Source organism: Aestuariispira insulae (assembly GCF_003385955.1).
Classification (GTDB): domain Bacteria; phylum Pseudomonadota; class Alphaproteobacteria; order UBA8366; family Aestuariispiraceae; genus Aestuariispira; species Aestuariispira insulae.
In genome coordinates this window covers 94,056-111,558 of the sequence record NZ_QRDW01000007.1, presented here as the reverse complement: position 1 = coordinate 111,558, position 17,503 = coordinate 94,056, and the positions used below count along the sequence as shown (strand labels likewise).

The 17,503-nt window shown below is 57.0% G+C and carries 15 protein-coding genes; 8 read left to right on the top strand and 7 right to left on the bottom strand.

Translation table 11 applies throughout. The features are described 5' to 3' along the window. Positions 1-13: 13 nt before the first annotated feature. Positions 14-886 (bottom strand): uracil-DNA glycosylase, encoded by an 873-nt coding sequence (locus DFP90_RS16100; protein ID WP_245957095.1) that lies wholly within the window; start codon positions 884-886, stop codon positions 14-16. A gap of 102 nt (positions 887-988) precedes the next feature. Between DFP90_RS16100 and DFP90_RS16095 the strand changes: the two genes are divergently transcribed. Continuing rightward, positions 989-2,635: an electron transfer flavoprotein-ubiquinone oxidoreductase gene (locus DFP90_RS16095; protein WP_115937542.1), complete on the top strand. Its 1,647-nt coding sequence runs from the start codon at positions 989-991 to the stop codon at positions 2,633-2,635. A 56-nt stretch (positions 2,636-2,691) separates the two neighbouring features. On the opposite strand, the gene DFP90_RS16090 is transcribed toward DFP90_RS16095, so the two are convergent. Further along, on the bottom strand, positions 2,692-3,549 hold the full coding sequence (locus DFP90_RS16090; protein WP_115937541.1) for a hypothetical protein: 858 nt from the start codon (positions 3,547-3,549) through the stop codon (positions 2,692-2,694). A gap of 257 nt (positions 3,550-3,806) precedes the next feature. Here DFP90_RS16090 and DFP90_RS16085 point away from each other — a divergent pair, with 257 nt between their 5' ends. From DFP90_RS16085 to DFP90_RS16075, 3 genes are all read left to right on the top strand, one after another. Further along, the gene (locus DFP90_RS16085) at positions 3,807-5,063 is read left to right on the top strand and encodes a sensor histidine kinase (protein ID WP_115937540.1); all 1,257 of its coding nucleotides are present in this window, start codon (positions 3,807-3,809) and stop codon (positions 5,061-5,063) included. Then, a complete protein-coding gene (locus DFP90_RS16080; RefSeq protein ID WP_115937539.1) occupies positions 5,045-5,458 on the top strand; it encodes a response regulator in 414 nt (137 codons plus the stop codon). The genes DFP90_RS16085 and DFP90_RS16080 overlap by 19 nt, the downstream gene beginning before the upstream one ends. A gap of 217 nt (positions 5,459-5,675) precedes the next feature. Beyond that, positions 5,676-6,839 carry a sensor histidine kinase gene (locus tag DFP90_RS16075; protein ID WP_181905401.1) on the top strand — a complete coding sequence of 388 codons (1,164 nt, stop codon included), beginning with the start codon at positions 5,676-5,678 and terminating at the stop codon, positions 6,837-6,839. Between the two features lie 3 nt (positions 6,840-6,842). Here the strand turns inward: DFP90_RS16075 and DFP90_RS16070 are convergent, their stop codons facing one another. Together DFP90_RS16070 and DFP90_RS16065 are read right to left on the bottom strand one after the other, a co-directional pair. Next, positions 6,843-7,838, bottom strand: coding sequence for a class I SAM-dependent methyltransferase (locus DFP90_RS16070; RefSeq protein ID WP_115937537.1), 996 nt, complete (start codon positions 7,836-7,838; stop codon positions 6,843-6,845). 83 nt (positions 7,839-7,921) lie between these two features. Beyond that, complete coding sequence (locus DFP90_RS16065; protein ID WP_115937536.1) at positions 7,922-8,299, bottom strand: nuclear transport factor 2 family protein; 378 nt, start codon at positions 8,297-8,299, stop codon at positions 7,922-7,924. Between the two features lie 105 nt (positions 8,300-8,404). On the opposite strand from DFP90_RS16065, the gene DFP90_RS16060 reads away from it, so the two are divergent. The 4 genes from DFP90_RS16060 (at position 8,405) to DFP90_RS16045 (ending at position 12,718) form a co-directional block, all read left to right on the top strand. Then, positions 8,405-9,298: a LysR family transcriptional regulator gene (locus tag DFP90_RS16060; RefSeq protein WP_115937535.1), complete on the top strand. Its 894-nt coding sequence runs from the start codon at positions 8,405-8,407 to the stop codon at positions 9,296-9,298. 102 nt (positions 9,299-9,400) lie between these two features. Then, positions 9,401-10,219, top strand: a complete 819-nt coding sequence (thiD, locus tag DFP90_RS16055; RefSeq protein WP_115937534.1) for a bifunctional hydroxymethylpyrimidine kinase/phosphomethylpyrimidine kinase — start codon at positions 9,401-9,403, stop codon at positions 10,217-10,219. Next, a complete protein-coding gene (locus DFP90_RS16050) occupies positions 10,212-11,423 on the top strand; it encodes a winged helix-turn-helix domain-containing protein (protein WP_115937533.1) in 1,212 nt (403 codons plus the stop codon). The genes thiD and DFP90_RS16050 overlap by 8 nt, the downstream gene beginning before the upstream one ends. Positions 11,424-11,497: 74 nt before the next feature. Then, positions 11,498-12,718, top strand: a complete 1,221-nt coding sequence (locus tag DFP90_RS16045) for a multidrug effflux MFS transporter (protein WP_115937532.1) — start codon at positions 11,498-11,500, stop codon at positions 12,716-12,718. Between the two features lie 139 nt (positions 12,719-12,857). Here the strand turns inward: DFP90_RS16045 and gcvP are convergent, their stop codons facing one another. The 3 genes from gcvP to gcvT all read right to left on the bottom strand — a co-directional run bounded on the left by gcvP (position 12,858) and on the right by gcvT (position 17,448). Beyond that, entirely contained in the window at positions 12,858-15,776 is a 2,919-nt protein-coding gene (gene gcvP / locus DFP90_RS16040) for an aminomethyl-transferring glycine dehydrogenase (RefSeq protein ID WP_115937531.1), read from the bottom strand. An 85-nt stretch (positions 15,777-15,861) separates the two neighbouring features. After that, a complete protein-coding gene (gene gcvH, locus DFP90_RS16035; protein ID WP_115937530.1) occupies positions 15,862-16,230 on the bottom strand; it encodes a glycine cleavage system protein GcvH in 369 nt (122 codons plus the stop codon). An 84-nt stretch (positions 16,231-16,314) separates the two neighbouring features. Continuing rightward, positions 16,315-17,448, bottom strand: a complete 1,134-nt coding sequence (gene gcvT, locus DFP90_RS16030) for a glycine cleavage system aminomethyltransferase GcvT (RefSeq protein ID WP_115937529.1) — start codon at positions 17,446-17,448, stop codon at positions 16,315-16,317. Between the last annotated feature and the right edge of the window lie 55 nt (positions 17,449-17,503).

Sequence of the window (17,503 nt, the reverse complement as noted above, 5' to 3'; positions counted from 1 at the left end):
TTCCAGCAGCTTCCTAAATGCCGGTTTCTTCCATTTTGCGTTTCAGGGAAAGCAGATCCCGCCAGACAAGCTGTTTCTGTTCTGCATTGCGCAACAGATAGGCGGGATGGAAGATCGGCAGCGCCGGTATGGCGGCCGCCATGTTCTGGGTCTGGTATTCCGACCATTTCCCGCGCAGCCGGGTGATCCCCGCGGTGGTTGCCAGAAAGGTCTTGGCCGAACGGTTGCCGACCAGCACCAGTATTTTGGGATCGACCAGTTCAATCTGACGTTCCAGGAAGGGCAGGCAGCTTGCCACCTCGCCGTCGGTGGGCGTTCTATTGCCCGGCGGCCACCAATAGAGTGTGTTGGTGATATAGAAATTTGTCTGCCGGTCCAGCCCGATAAAAGACAGCATTCGGTCCAGCATTTGGCCGCTGACACCGACAAAGGGTTTGCCTTCCCGATCCTCGTCCCGGCCCGGCGCCTCGCCGATAAACATAATATCGGCATTTTCCACACCATCCCCGAAGACCGTGTTGGAAGCGGTCTGTTTCAAGGCGCAGCCCTCAAAACGTTCAACAGCCTTGCGCAATTCTTCAAGATTGTTGCAGGCCATTGCCAGCTTGCGGCTTTCCGCCGCAGCATCGGCCGTCCCCAGAGGTGCGCTTTCGGAAAGGCCGGGGCGATAGCTTGCCGGGGCTTCTTGCATCTGCTGGCCTGCCGGTGGCATGGTTGCACGCGGGCTCGCCCGCCCGGAAGTGCGCGCAGCCAGTTGCTCGGCCACCCATTGGTAGCGGTCGATCGGCATATCGGAAACGGATTCGTCGGCCCCCATGGCTAGCTGCCAGGCCAAAGCTTGCACCAAATCGTCGCTATCGGTCATTTTACTGTCGTACTGGATCATTTATGCCCCTGCAATCCGGCTATTTTAACACATAAGCATTGGAACCCAAGCCATCTTTGGGTAAGAAAGCGCGGGATCAGGATTTTTTTGTGGGAGAAGACGATGACCGTTGAACGGGAGTCAATGGAATATGACGTCGTGATTGTAGGCGCGGGCCCGGCGGGCCTGTCGACCGCGATCCGTCTGAAACAGTTGGAACAGGAAACCGGAAAAGAGATTTCCGTCTGTGTTCTGGAGAAGGGCTCGGAAGTGGGCGCCCATATCCTGTCAGGTGCCGTTCTGGAGCCGCGCACGCTCAATGAACTGATTCCAGACTGGAAGGAAAAGGGCGCGCCGCTCGACACGCCGGCCAAGGAAGACCATTTCCTGCTGCTGAGTGAAAAGGGCAGCATCCGCCTGCCGACACCACCGCAGATGCATAACGAAGGAAATTACATTATTTCCCTCGGCAACTTCTGCCGTTGGCTGGGCGAACAGGCCGAAGCCATGGGCGTTGAGATTTATCCGGGCTTTGCCGCAGCAGAGATCCTTTATCATGAGGACGGTTCGGTCAAAGGGGTCGCCACCGGCGATATGGGCGTTTTGAAAGACGGCAGCCACGGGCCGATGTATCAGGTCGGCATGGAGCTGCATGCCAAGCAGACCGTCTTTGGCGAAGGTTGCCGCGGGCATTTGGGCAAGGTCCTGATGGACCGGTTCGACCTGCGCAAAGATTCGAGCTTCCAGACCTATGGGATCGGCATCAAGGAATTGTGGGAGATTGATCCCGCGAAATCCGAACCGGGCAAGATCGTGCATACCACCGGCTGGCCGATGAAGGCCGATACCTATGGCGGTTCCTTCCTGTATCATCTGGAAGGCAACCAGGTCGCGGTCGGTTTTGTTGTCGGGCTTGATTATTCCAACCCGCATCTGTCGCCTTATATGGAATTCCAGCGTTTCAAACATCATCCTGATATCAAGAAATATCTGGAAGGTGGCCGACGCATTTCCTATGGCGCGCGCGCCATTAACGAAGGCGGTTTCCAGTCGATCCCGAAACTGACCTTCCCGGGTGGTGTGATGGTCGGCTGTGAGGCAGGTTTCCTGAACGTGCCGAAAATCAAGGGCACGCACACCGCGATGAAGTCCGGCATGACCGCCGCCGAGGCGATTTTCGAGGCCCTGACCGGTGAGGCGGAAGCGCCGCGCGAGATTGTGGCCTATTCGGATGCCATGAAGAAAAGCTGGGTCTGGGATGAGCTTTACCGGTCCCGCAACCTGCGCCCATCCTTCAAATGGGGCTTTTATGCAGGCATGCTCTATTCCGCGATCGATACCTTCCTGTTCCGGGGCAAGGCACCCTGGACCCTGAAGCATCACGGGCCGGATCATACCTGCCTGAAAAAAGCATCGGAAGCGCCGAAGATCGATTATCCGAAGCCGGATGGTGTGATCAGCTTTGACCGCCTGACCAACGTGTCTTTCTCGGCCACCGCCCATGAAGAGGACCAGCCCAGCCATCTGACCCTGAAGGATGAGGCTGTGCCGATCGAAGTTAATCTGAAGGAATATGATGCGCCGGAACAGCGTTTCTGCCCGGCAGGTGTTTACGAGATCGTCGCCGATGATGATGGCTCCAACCCGCGCCTGCAGATCAACGCGCAGAACTGCGTCCATTGCAAAACCTGTGACATTAAAGACCCGACCCAGAACATCAACTGGGTTACTCCGCAGGGGGCCGAAGGACCGAACTATCCGAATATGTAAGGCCCGCAGGTTTTACGAAAAATTAGGGTCGCCTGAGAGTGTCGGGCGGCCCTAATTTATGGATTTCCCTGATCTGCTGTCAATGAGACCCTCAAAAGGCTATAGGCTTCAAGGGGTCCGGTTTCCGAACGATACTCAAACAATAAATTGTTTTCCAAAATTTCGCCTGTTTGCTCGTCGAGCAAAATGTATCCACTGCATTGTATCAGGTGAGATGGGCGAGGCATCGTTGGCATGTTGAGCAAGGCGCCATAGTGGCAATTTGTCTGCAAGACCAAAACTGATCTTCCTTCAAGCTGAGACAGGCCAATTGGTCTTTGAAAGAATTTCAGAATGTCATTGCCCGCCTGGGCTAAGAATTCATGATCTTTCCCATCATGATACCCCTTCGCAGAAAGAACAGGGAAAACCACCTGGCTGATATCGGTAAACCAGCGTCCCAATAACCGTCTGTCGCGGTTCGGCATATCAAAGGTTATATGACTGCCGTTTTGCCAAGGAAAGCCAGTTGCATCTGTGACTAAAAAGTATCCTTGATCTTTGTAGCTGCCTTGTGAATCTATCGTCAGGCTTTCGAAACGAATTTGTTGTTTTAGGAATTTATTCGGTCGATTGCTTGGTTCCCTCATGGATAAAAACAGAGGGAGCTCACCTTCAAAGACATGGTCAGTCACAAAGACCTTTCCAGTTCCTTGAGCGACGCGACCAATGCTCTTCCCGCTTTCATTATAGTTTTCGATTGAAATAGAAAATTTCCAGGGCGGATGGATTGTTTTCTCGAGCAGTGTTGTCTTCTTTAACGGCTGGATTTTACCTCCGAATTCGGGAATTGCAGGTTTGGTGTCTGCGTAGCCTGCACCCGCAGCTTGGCCTACAAGAAGTGCGCCAACGACAACTGCAAATAAGTATCTCACTCTATCTCTCCGCTATGAAACCCATCTGAAGGTGGGGCTGTGATGAGGGTAATTTATTTCATTTTTTCAAAAAGGTAAGGATGTAAATGCCAGCCTATGGTAATGCTTCCATGGTTTGGCAGGGATGGCTGGGGACCGGAAGTTGCAAATGATCTTGGCGGGTGCTGAGGTAAGGGTCTGTTAACCCAAAAAAGCTACAATTTCCCCTGAGCAACCTTTGGGGGAAGGTGCCTTTGAGGCTGAGATTATCGTTTTTCATGTTTGCGCTATTCCAGGGCGGCTGTCTGGCGGCCCTGTTCCTGACCCATCTGCGCGGACAGGAAAATACCATCAATCAGATGATGATTTTGATCAGCGCAGGCTCATTCGCGGTTTCGGTCGCCTTCATGATCTGGGTCTATTTTCAACTGGATGTGCGCCGCACGGCCCATGAACGCTCGGAAAGCCGGATCCGGGAGATATTCGAATCAAATCCCAACGCCCTGATTTTGTGCGACTCGCGCGGGCGCATTCAGATGGTGAACCGGGAAACCGAGGAATTGTTTGGCTTTTCCCGGGAAGCCCTGGTGGGAGAGCCAATAGAAATTTTGGTACCCCAGGACCGCCGCGATCATCACAAACGCCATGTGGAGAAGTTTTTCGAAGATCCGGAAAAACGCAACATGGGCGAGGGCTGGGATTTGGGGGGGCGCCATGCAAGTGGCGAAGAATTCCCGGTTTCTGTTGGTTTGACCCCGATCATGATGCCGGAAGGTTTGTGCACGCTCGCGGCGGTGATCGATATCAGCGACCGGGTCGAGGCAGAGGAGGAAATCAAACGGTCCAATCGCGAATTGGAGCAGTTTGCCTATGTCGCCTCCCATGACCTCAAATCGCCGCTGCGCGGGGTTGCGCAGCTTGTCGAATGGATCACGGAAAAGCTGCAGGGTGATGAGGATGAAGAGCTAAAGCGTTATCTTGAATTGCTGGGCAGCCGTGTGGATCGCATGCAGGTTATGCTGAACTCATTATTGGAATATTCCAGGGCGGGCCGCCGGGAGGATCGCCTGGAAGAGGTGGATGCCAATCAATTGGTGCAATCCATATCTGAAAGCTTGGCGCCGATGAATGGTTGGACCGTCAGGATTGACCGCTCTTTGCCGGTGTTGATTACTCAACAAAGTGCCCTGAGTCAGGTATTCCATAACCTGATCGGCAATGCCATCAAACATCATGACAGAGACACGGGGGAGATTGCCGTGTCGGCATTGGATAACGGGGCGTTTTGCGAATTCAGCGTCTATGATGACGGGCCGGGGATACGCCCCGAATTTCACGAACGGATCTTTGGCATGTTCCAGACCTTGCGACCGCGTGACGAGGTTGAGGGCAGCGGTATGGGGCTGTCTTTGGTGAAGAAGCTGGTGGAACAGCAGGGCGGTGTTATCCGTATTGAATCGGACCCGGCGCAGGCCAGGGGCACCTGTTTTCGCTTTACCTGGCCAAGGGAGGTGGAATGTCGCCGGAGCGCATGAATATTCTGGTTGTGGATGATGACGAGATCGATACCGAAAGCGTGCGTCGGCTGTTTCGCAAACGCCAGATGCCGGTCAATCTGCATGTTGCCAAGGACGGTGTTGAAGCTTTGGCTGTGATACGGGGTGAGGGCGGGTATCCCTGTCTGAAACATCCCTGCATGCTGTTGGTGGATATTAATATGCCGCGCATGAATGGCCTGGAATTGTTGGAGGCAATCCGGGAGGATCCGGCCCTGAGGGATCTGCCGGTGTTCATTCTGACCACATCTGATGCGGCACAGGATATTCAGGCAGCGAATGAATGCGCTGTGGAAGGGTATTTCCTGAAAGGACAGGACGAGGATTATTTGATGCAGGCGATCCAGTCGGCAATGGGGGTTGGGGCAACATGAGGCTGTATATTCGTTAATTTTAAATAAACTAATGGTTGCTAATCTTTGAGGGGTGCCATTATGGGGTTGAATGAAACATCATATATACCGGAAGTAAATCCCAACAATAATAACCATAAGGTTGTAATTCTAAGATGCGGGATTCAAGTTTGGTTCAACAAATCTGCCGATGGCTGCTATGTGCGAGGGCCGATGGTTGGAAGAAGGTGACACGCATATGTTGAATAGTGCACAGACCTCGGGAGAGGGGGCCGTTGGGGAGCCGGAAGGAAATGAGGCGCAGCATCGCCGAATCTGTGTATTGATCATTGATGACGATCACCTGGACCGGTTGGTAATTAAGAAAGCCCTGATCGACTCGGGGCGCCGGGTAGAGATTCTCGAGGCGGATCGTCTGGAGACTGCTGAGGAAATTCTTGAGCAGCGATCGCCGGACTGTATTTTTCTCGATTATCTGATGCCCGATGGTTCCAGCCTTTCATTTTTGGAAACACTGCAAGCGGATTTCAAAAACCGTTATCTGGGCGTGATCCTTATTACCGGCCAGGGCGATGAGGAGGTGGCGACCACGGCCATGCGGCTTGGCGCCATAGATTATCTGCCCAAGGACCGTATGACCCCAGACAAGATCATGGCGGCGGTGCGACAGGCACTGGCCGATTTGAAATTGAAAAGGGAGGTGGATGCCCAACGTCACGTGATCGAGAATTTCGCGGCTCTTCTGGCGCATGATTTGCGCGACCCGCTTTCGGCCACGCTTGGCTTTTTGAATTTGGCACTTGAATCTGACAGGCTTGAAGGCGAAGACCGGACCAATGTCACCCGCGCTCTGGAAGGCGCGCGCTATGCGGTCGGTTTGGTCAATGAACTGGTGCAATATGCCCGCAATGGCAGCCGGGAATTTGCCATCAAGGCTGTCTCGCTGGAGGAAGTCCTGCTTTATGCCCGTGATGTGGTCCTGCAATCCCAGGCCGTCGCCGAAGGGGTTGAGATAGAGTTGCACGGCCCCTTTCCCTGGGTGGAGGGCAATTTCGAGGCGCTCACCCTGTTGTTCCAAAATCTGTTTCAAAACAGCGTGAAATACCGCAAGCCGGACGAAATCGCGCATGTATCGGTCCGTTTCCGGGAAGTTGGGGATAAATCCGAAATCCGGGTGCGCGATAACGGGCGCGGGATCGCGCCGGAGGAACGGGACAGAATATTCCGTCCCCTGACCCGTGGCAGCCAAGTGGGCGAACAGCGGGGATATGGACTGGGTCTGGCGACCTGTGTCCGGGTTGTCGGTTTGTTTGACGGTGATATCAGGGTGGAATCGGCGTTGGGTGAAGGGGCTGAGTTTATTGTGACCCTGCCAACCCTGTTCAAGGCGGACCCGGAATAGGGATCAGATGGTTTCGCGCCCCCGGGTGGCATGGGTGCGCAAATACCGCAATTCGCCGCTTTCCAGCGCCCGCATCAGCCAGAGCCAGCGCTGGCCTTCGGCGAGCAGGTGGTCGACAAATTCACTTTTCATGTCGTCTTTTTTCAAGCTGGCGACAAAAATCCCCCACCCTTCCAGAACCATATGACGGTACTCTTCGGTTTTATCCTCGAAGATATGCAGATCCATGGACAATTCCATGATCCGTTTCTTGTAATCGGCCATGGTCCAGGGGCGCGCGCTGCCGGGAACCGATTTGATCCAGGTTTCAACGGCCTTGTTATCCTCTGAATCGGATGTTTTCAGGACAAAATCAGTGAATACAAGGTCGCCTGCGGGTTTCAGGGCATTGAAAACCGTATCGAGTATCGCGCGTTTGTTTTTCATGGCGTAGAATACTTCCCGGGCGAGGATCGCGTGATATTTTTTATCCGGCAATTCCAGTTTGTCCGGATCGTATATGCCAATGGGTGCGCGTTTGGACAGGCCGTGCTGTTCCGAGAGTTTGGAAGCGTGTTCTGCGAGGCCCGGATCCATTTCCAGACCGGTGATCCAGAGATTAAATTCCTTCGACAGTCGCCTGGTGCCGCCGCCCAGGCCGGAGGCCAGATCCAGCACGGTCTTTTTTTCGTTTAATGCCATGGGCTTGGCCAGGGTCAGGGTGTATTCGGTGCCGCCGGGCTGAACCACTTCTTCCTGATTTTCCCCGCCCCATAACAAACGACAAACGGCGAGCCTGGTTTCCGGCCAGCTCTGATCGGCGAGGGTTTCTTCGGTCTTTAAGGCGGCTTTTGGACCTGAGGCCGTGCTGGCGTCCGCCTGATCGAGATCCTCATCCGCCAGCAGCGCCATCTCCGGATCGCGGCCTTCCCACCAGGCGACGAACCGCTTTTTGAACGGGATATAGGGGGCATCCCCGGCGGGATCGTCGTCCCCTTTCTTTTTAAACAGTTTGAGCAACGGGGCCTGCGCGCTAAGAGTTGATAATGATTAATTAAACAGCGATTCGCATTAAAAAACGATGAATGATTGGCATCTCGGTCTCATCCCAGAACTTCAAAAGCATCTTCCTGGAGCCGGGCCCGTCCATCCGGCTGTAAGACCCAGATTTCCCTGGTGATTATCCCGTGGGCCTTGTTCATGCGCCAATGGGCCGTCAAATTGATGCGGCGGCTGTCCAAGATCTCCAGTTTGGGCGCGATGTAGGTTACGTCGGTAAACCCCTGTGAGATGAGATCCCGCCAGAAAGCTTCAATCTGGACTGCGCCTTCGAACCGGCCGAAGGGGCTGGCCTCCATCACCGCATTTTCTTCATAGGCGCCTGCGCAGCCTGCGGCATCCCCCCGGTTGAACGCATTCATCCAATCCTGGCTGGCTTTGTTAACGGCTTTGATCAAAGTGGCATGATGTTGATCGCTCATCTGCTTTCTCCTGACTTGAATTTGGTCGTTGGAGAGACTTTAATTGAATGATCTTCTTTCTATAATCAGTCTATTCAAGAACAAACTGTTTAGCTAAGATTAACAATGAAACCGAATATTGCCGATATGCTGTTGTTCGTTGCGGTGATGGAGCAGGGAAGCTTCACCGCAGCCGCAGCGCATCTTGGCTGTACAAAATCCGCAGTCAGCCAGGGCATCAGCCGGATGGAGGAGATGCTTCAAACCCGCCTGCTCCACAGGACGACGCGGCGCTTGACCCTGACCGATACCGGGGCACGGTTTCATGATCATTGCCGGGCGATTGCGCGCCTTTATGAACAGGCGGTGACAGAAGCGGCCGCCGGCGATGGCAAGGCAAGGGGGCAACTCGTGCTGACCGCGCCCACGGCCCTTGGCTCCGGGCTGCTGGCGCCGGTGCTGGATCGGTATCTCCAGGAAAATCCCGATGTCAGGCTGGATCTGAGGATATCGGACGAACGGCTTGACCTGATTGCGGAACAGGTGGATCTGGCTATTCGGGTCGGTGAGCCAACCGAGCAATCGGCCCGGATTGTGAAATTGGGTGATATGCATGATCAATATTGTGCCAGCGAAACCTATGTGAACCGCAAAGGCGGCTCGCCCGGATCCTATCGGGAACTGGCGCAGTGGGATCATGTGGCCAGCCGGTGGCAGGGAAATAATCCTGCGGTCCTGGCCCCGGATGGCAGTCGCTTCCCCGCCCAGGTGCGGATCCGATGTGACCATTTGCAGGATGTGCTGGATTTTGTGCGACGCGGCTTTGGTGTTGGTCGGTTGCCGGATTTTGCCGTGCGGGATGATCTGGCGACCGGGCGTTTGCGACCGCTGCTGGTGGAGGGGCCGGTTGTCCGCCAGGGGATCTATGCGCTGCATCATTATGAGCGTCATCCGCCCGCGAAACTAAGGCGCATGATTGCTTTGCTGCGCGAGGAGCTGGATTTCCCCGCCGGGGCATGACAAGAGAACCGTTGCGGTGGTGTGGTTCCGGCGACACTATGCCGAACCGGCTTTGAGGCCGGTTCTGGTCATTTCCAGGAAATTTGCGGGAGAGGGGAATTCATGACGCCGCCAGTGATTTTGACAATTGCCGGTTCCGACAGCAGCGGTGGGGCGGGCATCCAGGCCGATCTGAAGGCGATCGCGGCCAATGGCGGCTATGGTGCAACGGCGATTACCGCATTAACCGCGCAAAATACCGCTGAAGTGCGGGCGGTTTATCCGTCCAGTCCGGAGAGTGTTCAGGATCAAATCGAGGCGGTCCTGGATGATATGCCGGTGCGCGCGATCAAGATTGGCATGCTGGCCGAGGCAGGGATTGTGGCGATGGTGGCGGCTTGCCTTGCGCGGGTGCCGGCTATTCCGGTGGTTTTGGATCCTGTTCTGGTCTCTTCCAGCGGGCGCGCCCTGCTGGCGGCTGAGGCGTTGCAGCTGTTCCGGCGGGAACTGATGCCGAAAGCAACGCTTATGACACCGAACCTGCCGGAGCTTGCGGCCTTGCTGGAGGTTCCTGAGCCGCGTTCTCCAGACGAGATTCTGACCCTGGGGTCTGATTTATTGGCCCTGGGCGCGCAGGCATTGTTGATCAAGGGCGGGCATGGCGCGGGCGCGGTCCTGACGGATTTTCTGCTGACCGAGCAAGCGATGGTTCGTTTTGACGCGCCTCGTCAGGAGAGCTGCAATCTCCATGGCACCGGCTGCACATTATCCGCGGCCATTGCCACCTGCCTGGCGCGCGGTATGGCTTTGCCGGATGCGGTGGCCCGGTCCCATGCTTATCTGCAGCGCGCTATCGCCGCCGGGGCGGGCCAGTCCTATGGCGCTGGCGCCGGGCCGGTCGATCATTTCTATTCCATAGCAATCGAGGGCGCCGATGTCTGATCCTATTCTGGTCCGCAATCGGCAGGCGCGACATCTGTTCATGCAGTTGCAGGGGCTGTCGGCCCCGGTCCGGGCCAAGCAATCCCCCGAGGATCTGCTTGATTTGATCCGGCAGCTGGGCTTTGTCCAGGTGGATAGTATCCAGACGGTGGCGCGTGCCCATCATATGATCCTGTTTGCCAGGAACCAGACCTACCGGCCGGAAGCGCTGACCGGTCTCTTGGAGCAATCTCGGGATTTGTTTGAACATTGGACCCATGATGCGGCGGTGATCCCGGCGGCTTTTTATCCCTATTGGCGGCACAAATTTGAGCGGGAACGCACCCGCCTCAAGGAGCGTTGGCAGAAATGGCGGCGCGACGGGTTCGTTGAGGTGATCGACCAGGTGTATGAAACCGTGTGCGACCGGGGGCCCACCATGGCCCGGGAGTTGGGCCAGGATCAGAAAAAGCCGTCTGGCGGCTGGTGGAACTGGCATCCGGAAAAAACCGCGCTGGAATACCACTGGAGAACCGGCAATTTTGCTATTTCGGGCCGGGAAAACTTCCAGAAGGTCTATGACCTGACGGAACGGGTGTTGACACCAGATACCCTGTCAGCGGAGTGCGATGAGGCCGGGTTCATCGACTGGGCCTGCCAAAGTGCTCTGGCACGGTTGGGGATTGCGACGTCGGGAGAGATGGCCGCCTTTTGGGACCTGATCAAACCGGCGGAGGCGGCAAATTGGTGCAAGGCAGAGCTGGAGGGAGGTCGCCTGGTGGAAGTCACGGTCGAGGGCGCGGACCGGAAGGCGGCGCCGCGCAAGGCATTTGCCTTTCCGGATATTGAACAGCAGCTGGCCGAGGCCGCACCGCCTTTGAAACGGCTCAGGCTGCTGTCCCCCTTTGATCCGGTCATCCGGGACCGGAAGCGCCTGGAACGGCTGTTCGGCTTTGATTACCGGATTGAGGTGTTTGTGCCTGCGGCCAAACGCAAATACGGCTATTACGTTTTCCCGATTTTGGAAGGGGACCGCTTCATTGGCCGGATTGACGTCAAACATCAAAAAGACCGTGACAGTTTGCATGTAACCGGCTTGTGGCTGGAGCCGGGTGTCGGTTTCGGTCGGCAGCGCGAACGCGGCCTGATGGCAGAGTTGGACCGCCAGCGGCGCTTTGTCGGCGCGTCGGCGGTGACATTTGAAAAGGGCTATCATAAATGCTGATCCGGTCACAAAGCTCGCCAGACGGGCGGCCAGTTGATATATCCGGCGGTAAATAGTTGCAGATGGAACGGAAAATGTCCGCAGAAACAAGACCCAGCCAACCGGGCGATCTCGCGCTCGGGGAATTTGTCACCCTGATGGCGGTGCTGATCTCGCTGATCGCGCTTTCCATTGACGCCATGCTGCCCGCCCTTGCCATGATCGGCGAGGATCTCGGCGTGGCCCAGGCCAATGACACCCAGATGGTGGTGACTTCGCTGTTCTTGGGGCTGGGGGTCGGCACATTGTTTTATGGGCCGCTTTCCGATTCCATCGGGCGCAAACCCTCGATCTATCTGGGGCTTATTATCTTCATCCTGGGATCGGTTGTGTCGATCATCGCCCCCACCTTCGAAATTTTGCTGGCGGGGCGTGTTTTGCAGGGCTTTGGCGCGGCGGGGCCACGCATTGTCACCATGGCGCTGGTCCGGGATCAGTATGAAGGCCGGGCCATGGCGCGGATCATGTCCCTGGTGATGGCGGTTTTCATCATTGTGCCGGCCTTGGCGCCGTTGGTTGGGCAGGGGATTTTATATTTTGCGGGCTGGCGCTCGATTTTCACGGTTCTCCTGGGCCTGGCGCTGGTCGGGCTGGTCTGGTTTGGTTGGCGCCAGCCGGAAACCCTGCCCAAGCACAAACGTGTGGCCTTTTCCCTCACCCGCCTGGGCGGGGCGGTTTGGGAGGTACTGAGCAATCGGATGTCCGCCGGTTATACGGTGGCCTCTGGGCTGATCTTCGGGGCCTTTGTCGGTTATCTCTCGACCGCGCCGCAGATCTTCCAGGGACGTTATGGGCTGGGGGATCAATTCCCGTATTATTTCGGGGCGCTCGCGCTGGCCATTGGTGGCGCGTCCCTGGTCAATGCGCGGCTGGTGATGCGCCTTGGCATGCGCAGGCTCTCCTGGATTTCCCTGATCGCGCTCACCCTCCTTTCCTGCCTGTTCTTTGTGATCGGCTGGCAGATCGAGGGCGGATTGCCGCTCAGCCTGTTTATGGCCTATATGCTGATGGGTTTTTTCTGCATCGGCATCCTGTTTGGCAATTTCAATGCGCTGGCCATCGAGCCGCTGGGCCATATTGCCGGGGTTGCCTCTGCCGTGATCGGATCGGTGCAATCCTTTGTCTCGATCCTGTTTGGCTATTTCGTCGGCCAGGCCTTTGACGGCACCGCCCTGCCGCTGGTTGGCGGTTTCGCTATTCTGGGCATTGCCGCGATCCTGATGATGGCCTGGACGGAACGCGGCCAAAAATCCTGAGCCAGGGTATCGTTCTCCAGATCCAGAAAAAAAGAAAGGGCGACAGGGAGGTCGTCGCCCTTTCCGGCCCAAGCCCGGCAATCGGACTAAGGCCTTCCTCCCGTTTGTGGGGAAACAGGAGGAATTCCGATGTTTGAGGTTATTCTGCCGCTTCGGCCTCCATATAGGCGGACATCGGCGGGCAGGAGCAAACCAGGTTCCGGTCACCATGGACATTGTCCACCCGGCCGACCGGCGGCCAGAATTTATCCTCACGCAGGCTGGAAAGCGGGAAGAAGGCTTCTTCCTTGCTGTAGGGATGCTCCCAAGCGCCGTCCAGCAACAGTTTGTGCGTGTGCGGCGCGTTGCTCAGCAGGTTGTTTTCCTTGTCCGCGCGGCCTTCTTCCACATCCTTGATCTCGGCATGGATCTGAATCATCGCGTCACAGAACCGGTCCAGCTCACGCTTGGCTTCGGATTCGGTGGGCTCGATCATCAGGGTGCCGGGCACGGGGAAGGACATGGTGGGGGCATGGAAGCCGTAATCCACCAGGCGCTTGGCCACATCATCCACGGTGATCCCGGACGCATCGGTCAGCGGGCGCAGGTCGATGATGCATTCATGGGCAACCCGGCCCTGTTTGCCGACATAGAGGATCGGATAATAATCGGCCAGGCGATGGGCGATATAGTTGGCGCTCAAAATGGCCTGCTTGGTCGCCTGGGTCAGGCCCTCGGCCCCCATGGCCGCCACATAACACCAGGTGATCGGCAGGATGCTGGCAGAGCCCCAGGGGGCGGCCGAAACCGGACCGATAGTGCCGGCATCGCCTTCCGCCGGGTTCAGGCCGGGGATCATCGGATGGCCGGACAGGAACGGTGCCAGATGGGATTTCACCCCGATCGGGCCCATGCCGGGACCGCCGCCGCCATGCGGGATGCAGAAGGTCTTGTGCAGATTCAGATGGGAAACGTCGGACCCGATGTCGCCCGGACGGACCAGGCCGACCATGGCGTTCAGGTTCGCGCCGTCCATATAGACCTGGCCGCCATGTTCGTGGATCAGATCACAGATATCGCGGATCGCTTCCTCAAACACACCATGGGTGGACGGATAGGTGACCATCAATGCCGCCAGATTGGCCGAATGTTTTTCGGCCTGGACCTTAAGATCCTCCACATCCACGTTGCCGGACTCATCACAGGCAACCACCACAACCTTCATGCCCGCCATGGCGGCAGAAGCCGGGTTGGTGCCATGGGCGGATGCCGGGATCAGGCAGATGTCACGGTCCATGTCGCCATTGGCTTCGTGATATTTCTTGATCGCCAGCAGGCCGGCATATTCACCCTGGGACCCGGCATTGGGCTGCAGGGACATGGCGTCATAGCCGGTGATCTCGCAAAGCTGGGTTTCCAGCTCTTCGAACAGCTGCTGATAGCCCTGGGTCTGGTCTTCCGGTGCGAAAGGATGCAGATGGCTGAAATCACGCCAGGTGACCGGGATCATCTGGGTGGTCGCATTCAGCTTCATGGTGCAGGAACCCAGCGGGATCATTGCCCGGTTCAAGGTCACATCCTTGTCCCGCAGCCAGCGGATATAACGCAGCATCTCGGTTTCGCCGTGATACAGGTTGAAGACCGGATGGGCCATATAGCCACTGGCGCGTTTCAGGTTTTCCGGCAGGAAGTCGGAGACTTCCGCATCCAGCGCCTCGATGGAAAGATCCTTGCTGGCACCGGTTTTGAACACTTCCCAGAGCGCCACGATATTGGCGCGCTTGGTGGATTCGTCGACTGAAATACCCACATGGTCGCTGTCAATCACGCGGATATTGATTCCGGCCTCGCGGGCCTTGGCCGCCAGACGTTCAGCCTGACCGCGGGAACGGACCGTGATGGTGTCGAAGAAATGCTCGGTCACCAATTCCGCGCCGGACCGTTTCAGGCCTTCGGCCAGGATGGATGCCATGCGATGCACCCGGCTGGCGATCCGGTGGATGCCGTCGGGACCGTGATAGACGCCATAAAAACCAGCGATCACCGCCAACAGCACCTGTGAGGTGCAGACGTTGGAAGTGGCTTTTTCACGGCGGATATGCTGTTCACGGGTCTGCAACGCCATGCGCAGCGCCTGGTTCCCGGCGGAATCGACCGATACGCCGATGATCCGGCCCGGCATTTGGCGCTTGTGGGCGTCCTTGGTCGCGAAATAGGCCGCGTGCGGGCCGCCAAAGCCCATCGGCACGCCAAAGCGCTGGGTGGAGCCAACGGCAATGTCAGCGCCCATTTCACCCGGTGGGGTCAAAAGCGCGAGGCTCAGGATGTCGGCTGCGACCGTGACCAGGACCTTGTCGGCCTGGGCTTTTTCAATCACCGGCTGGATATCGCGGATCTCACCGCCTGAGCCCGGATACTGGATCAGCAGGCCAAACAGGTTGCTGGTGTCCAGGTTATCGAGGGGATCGCCGACAATCACGTCAAAGCCCATGGAACGGGCGCGGGTTTCAACGACGGACAGGGTCTGAGGATGCACATCCCGGTCGACGAAGAAGGCGTTTGTCCCTTTTTTCTTGGAAACACGATGCGACATGGCCATGGCCTCAGCCGCCGCGGTGGCTTCATCAAGCAGGGAGGCGTTGGCAATCTCCAACCCGGTCAGGTCGGTGATCATCTGCTGATAATTCAGAAGCGCTTCCAGGCGGCCCTGGCTCACTTCCGGCTGGTAAGGGGTATAGGCCGTGTACCAGCCCGGATCTTCCAGCACGTTGCGCAGGATCACGTTGGGCAGGATGGTGCCGTAATAGCCCATGCCGATCATGTTGACGAAAACCTTGTTGCGGCCGGCCATGCGGCGCAGATCGGAAAGCGTCATGCGTTCGGACCGGACCGGCGGCAGGTCCAGGCCGCGATCCATGCGGATGTTTTTCGGGATGGTTTGGTCGATGAGCGCGTCCATACTTTCCAGGCCAAGCGTATCGAGCATGGCCTGGGTCTGCGGATCGCCGGGGCCGATGTGGCGGCGGACGAAATCGTCCCGCTTTTCCAGATCGTCCAGGCTTGGGCGTGTTGCAGTCATGTTTTGGTTCCTCAGATAATAATATCCTGTGGCGTTCGGCTGAACGCGGAAAAACTTCTGTCGAAAGAGAGTGCCTGTTCCAGGCTTACTCTTCGGTGAAGGCCTTATAGGCGTCCGCGTCCATCAGGTCGTCCAGTTCAGCGGTGTTGGACAGTTTGATCTTGAAGAACCAGCCTTTTTCCTCCGGATCTTCATTGGCCAGGCTCGGCTCTGCCTCAAGGGCTTCGTTCACTTCAACGATCTCGCCGGTGACCGGGGCATAGATTTCGCTGGCCGCTTTCACGGATTCAACAACACCCGCATCGCCGCCTTTTTCAATCTCATCGCCCACTTCGGGCAATTCCACGAAAACCACGTCGCCAAGCTGCTGCTGGGCGAAGTCGGTGATGCCGACGGTGGCTACGTCACCGTTGACCAGGACCCATTCATGCTCTTCAGAGAATTTCATTGTCATTGCTACCGTTCCCAAAGTTAGTTTTTCGTTTCGTTTATTGTTCTTTGCCGCAGGCCGCTATCGGCCCTTGGCGGCATTGTTTGATTACCCGCGGTAAAAGCCGGGTTTCACAAAAGGCAGTTTGACCACCTTGGCCGGGACTTCCTTGCCACGGACCAGAAGGTGGATGGCTGTGCCCGGCTCCTTGTGGGAGGCGGCCACATAGCCCATGGCGACAGGCCCACCCACGGTCGGGCCGAAGCCGCCGCTGGTGATTTTGCCGATCTCATTGCCGTTGCCATCGGTGACCGGGGTGCCTTCACGGGCAGGTGCGCGGCCTTCCGGCTGGATGCCGACACGTTTGCGTTCCACACCGTCGGCGATCTGTTTTTGGATCACGGATGCCCCCGGGAAACCGCCTTCTTCGCGACGGCGTTTGCCGATGGACCAGATCAGGCCCGCTTCGATCGGGGTCGTGGTGGTGTCGATATCGTTGCCATAGAGGCACAAGCCCGCTTCCAGGCGCAGAGAGTCACGTGCGCCAAGGCCGATTGGTTCAACGATGTCCTGATTGATGAAGGCACGGCTGAGCGCTTCCGCCAGATCGGCAGGAACAGAGATCTCATAGCCGTCTTCACCGGTATAGCCAGAGCGGCTGATCAGGCAGGGTTTGCCTTCAAACGGCAGGACCTGCTGGCTCATGAAGGATTGGGTGCGCACAACATCACCAAAAATCGCGGCGGTCGCATCAACGGCCTTCGGACCCTGGATCGCGATCAGGGCGTGATCATCGATGATTTCCAATTTAGCGCGGCCAGCCAGCTTTTCGGTGATCAGGGCGAAATCCTGATCCTTGCAGGCAGCATTGACCACCAGATAGAGGCGGTCCTGTTTCTCGGTTTCCACCGGGCGGGTGACCATCAGGTCATCCAGGATGGTGCCGTCTTCGTTCAACAGTTGGGTATAGCGCTGCTGCCCGGCTTCCAACGCCTGCAATTCGGCGGGCACCAGGGTTTCTAGCGCGGCGGCGGCATCTTCGCCGACCAGCCAGGCCTGTCCCATGTGCGAAACATCAAAAAGGCCGGCATTTTCGCGGGTGTGATTATGTTCTTTCAACACTCCAAGCGGATATTGCACCGGCATTTCGTAACCGGCAAAGGGGACCATCTTGGCGCCCAATTCCACATGGAGATCGAAGAGCGGTGTGCGCTTACAGCTTGCGGCTGGCGTCTCGGCCATTCTCACATTCTCCTAACAGGTTGAGTTACCACGCCGATCCTTATACCGGATCGGA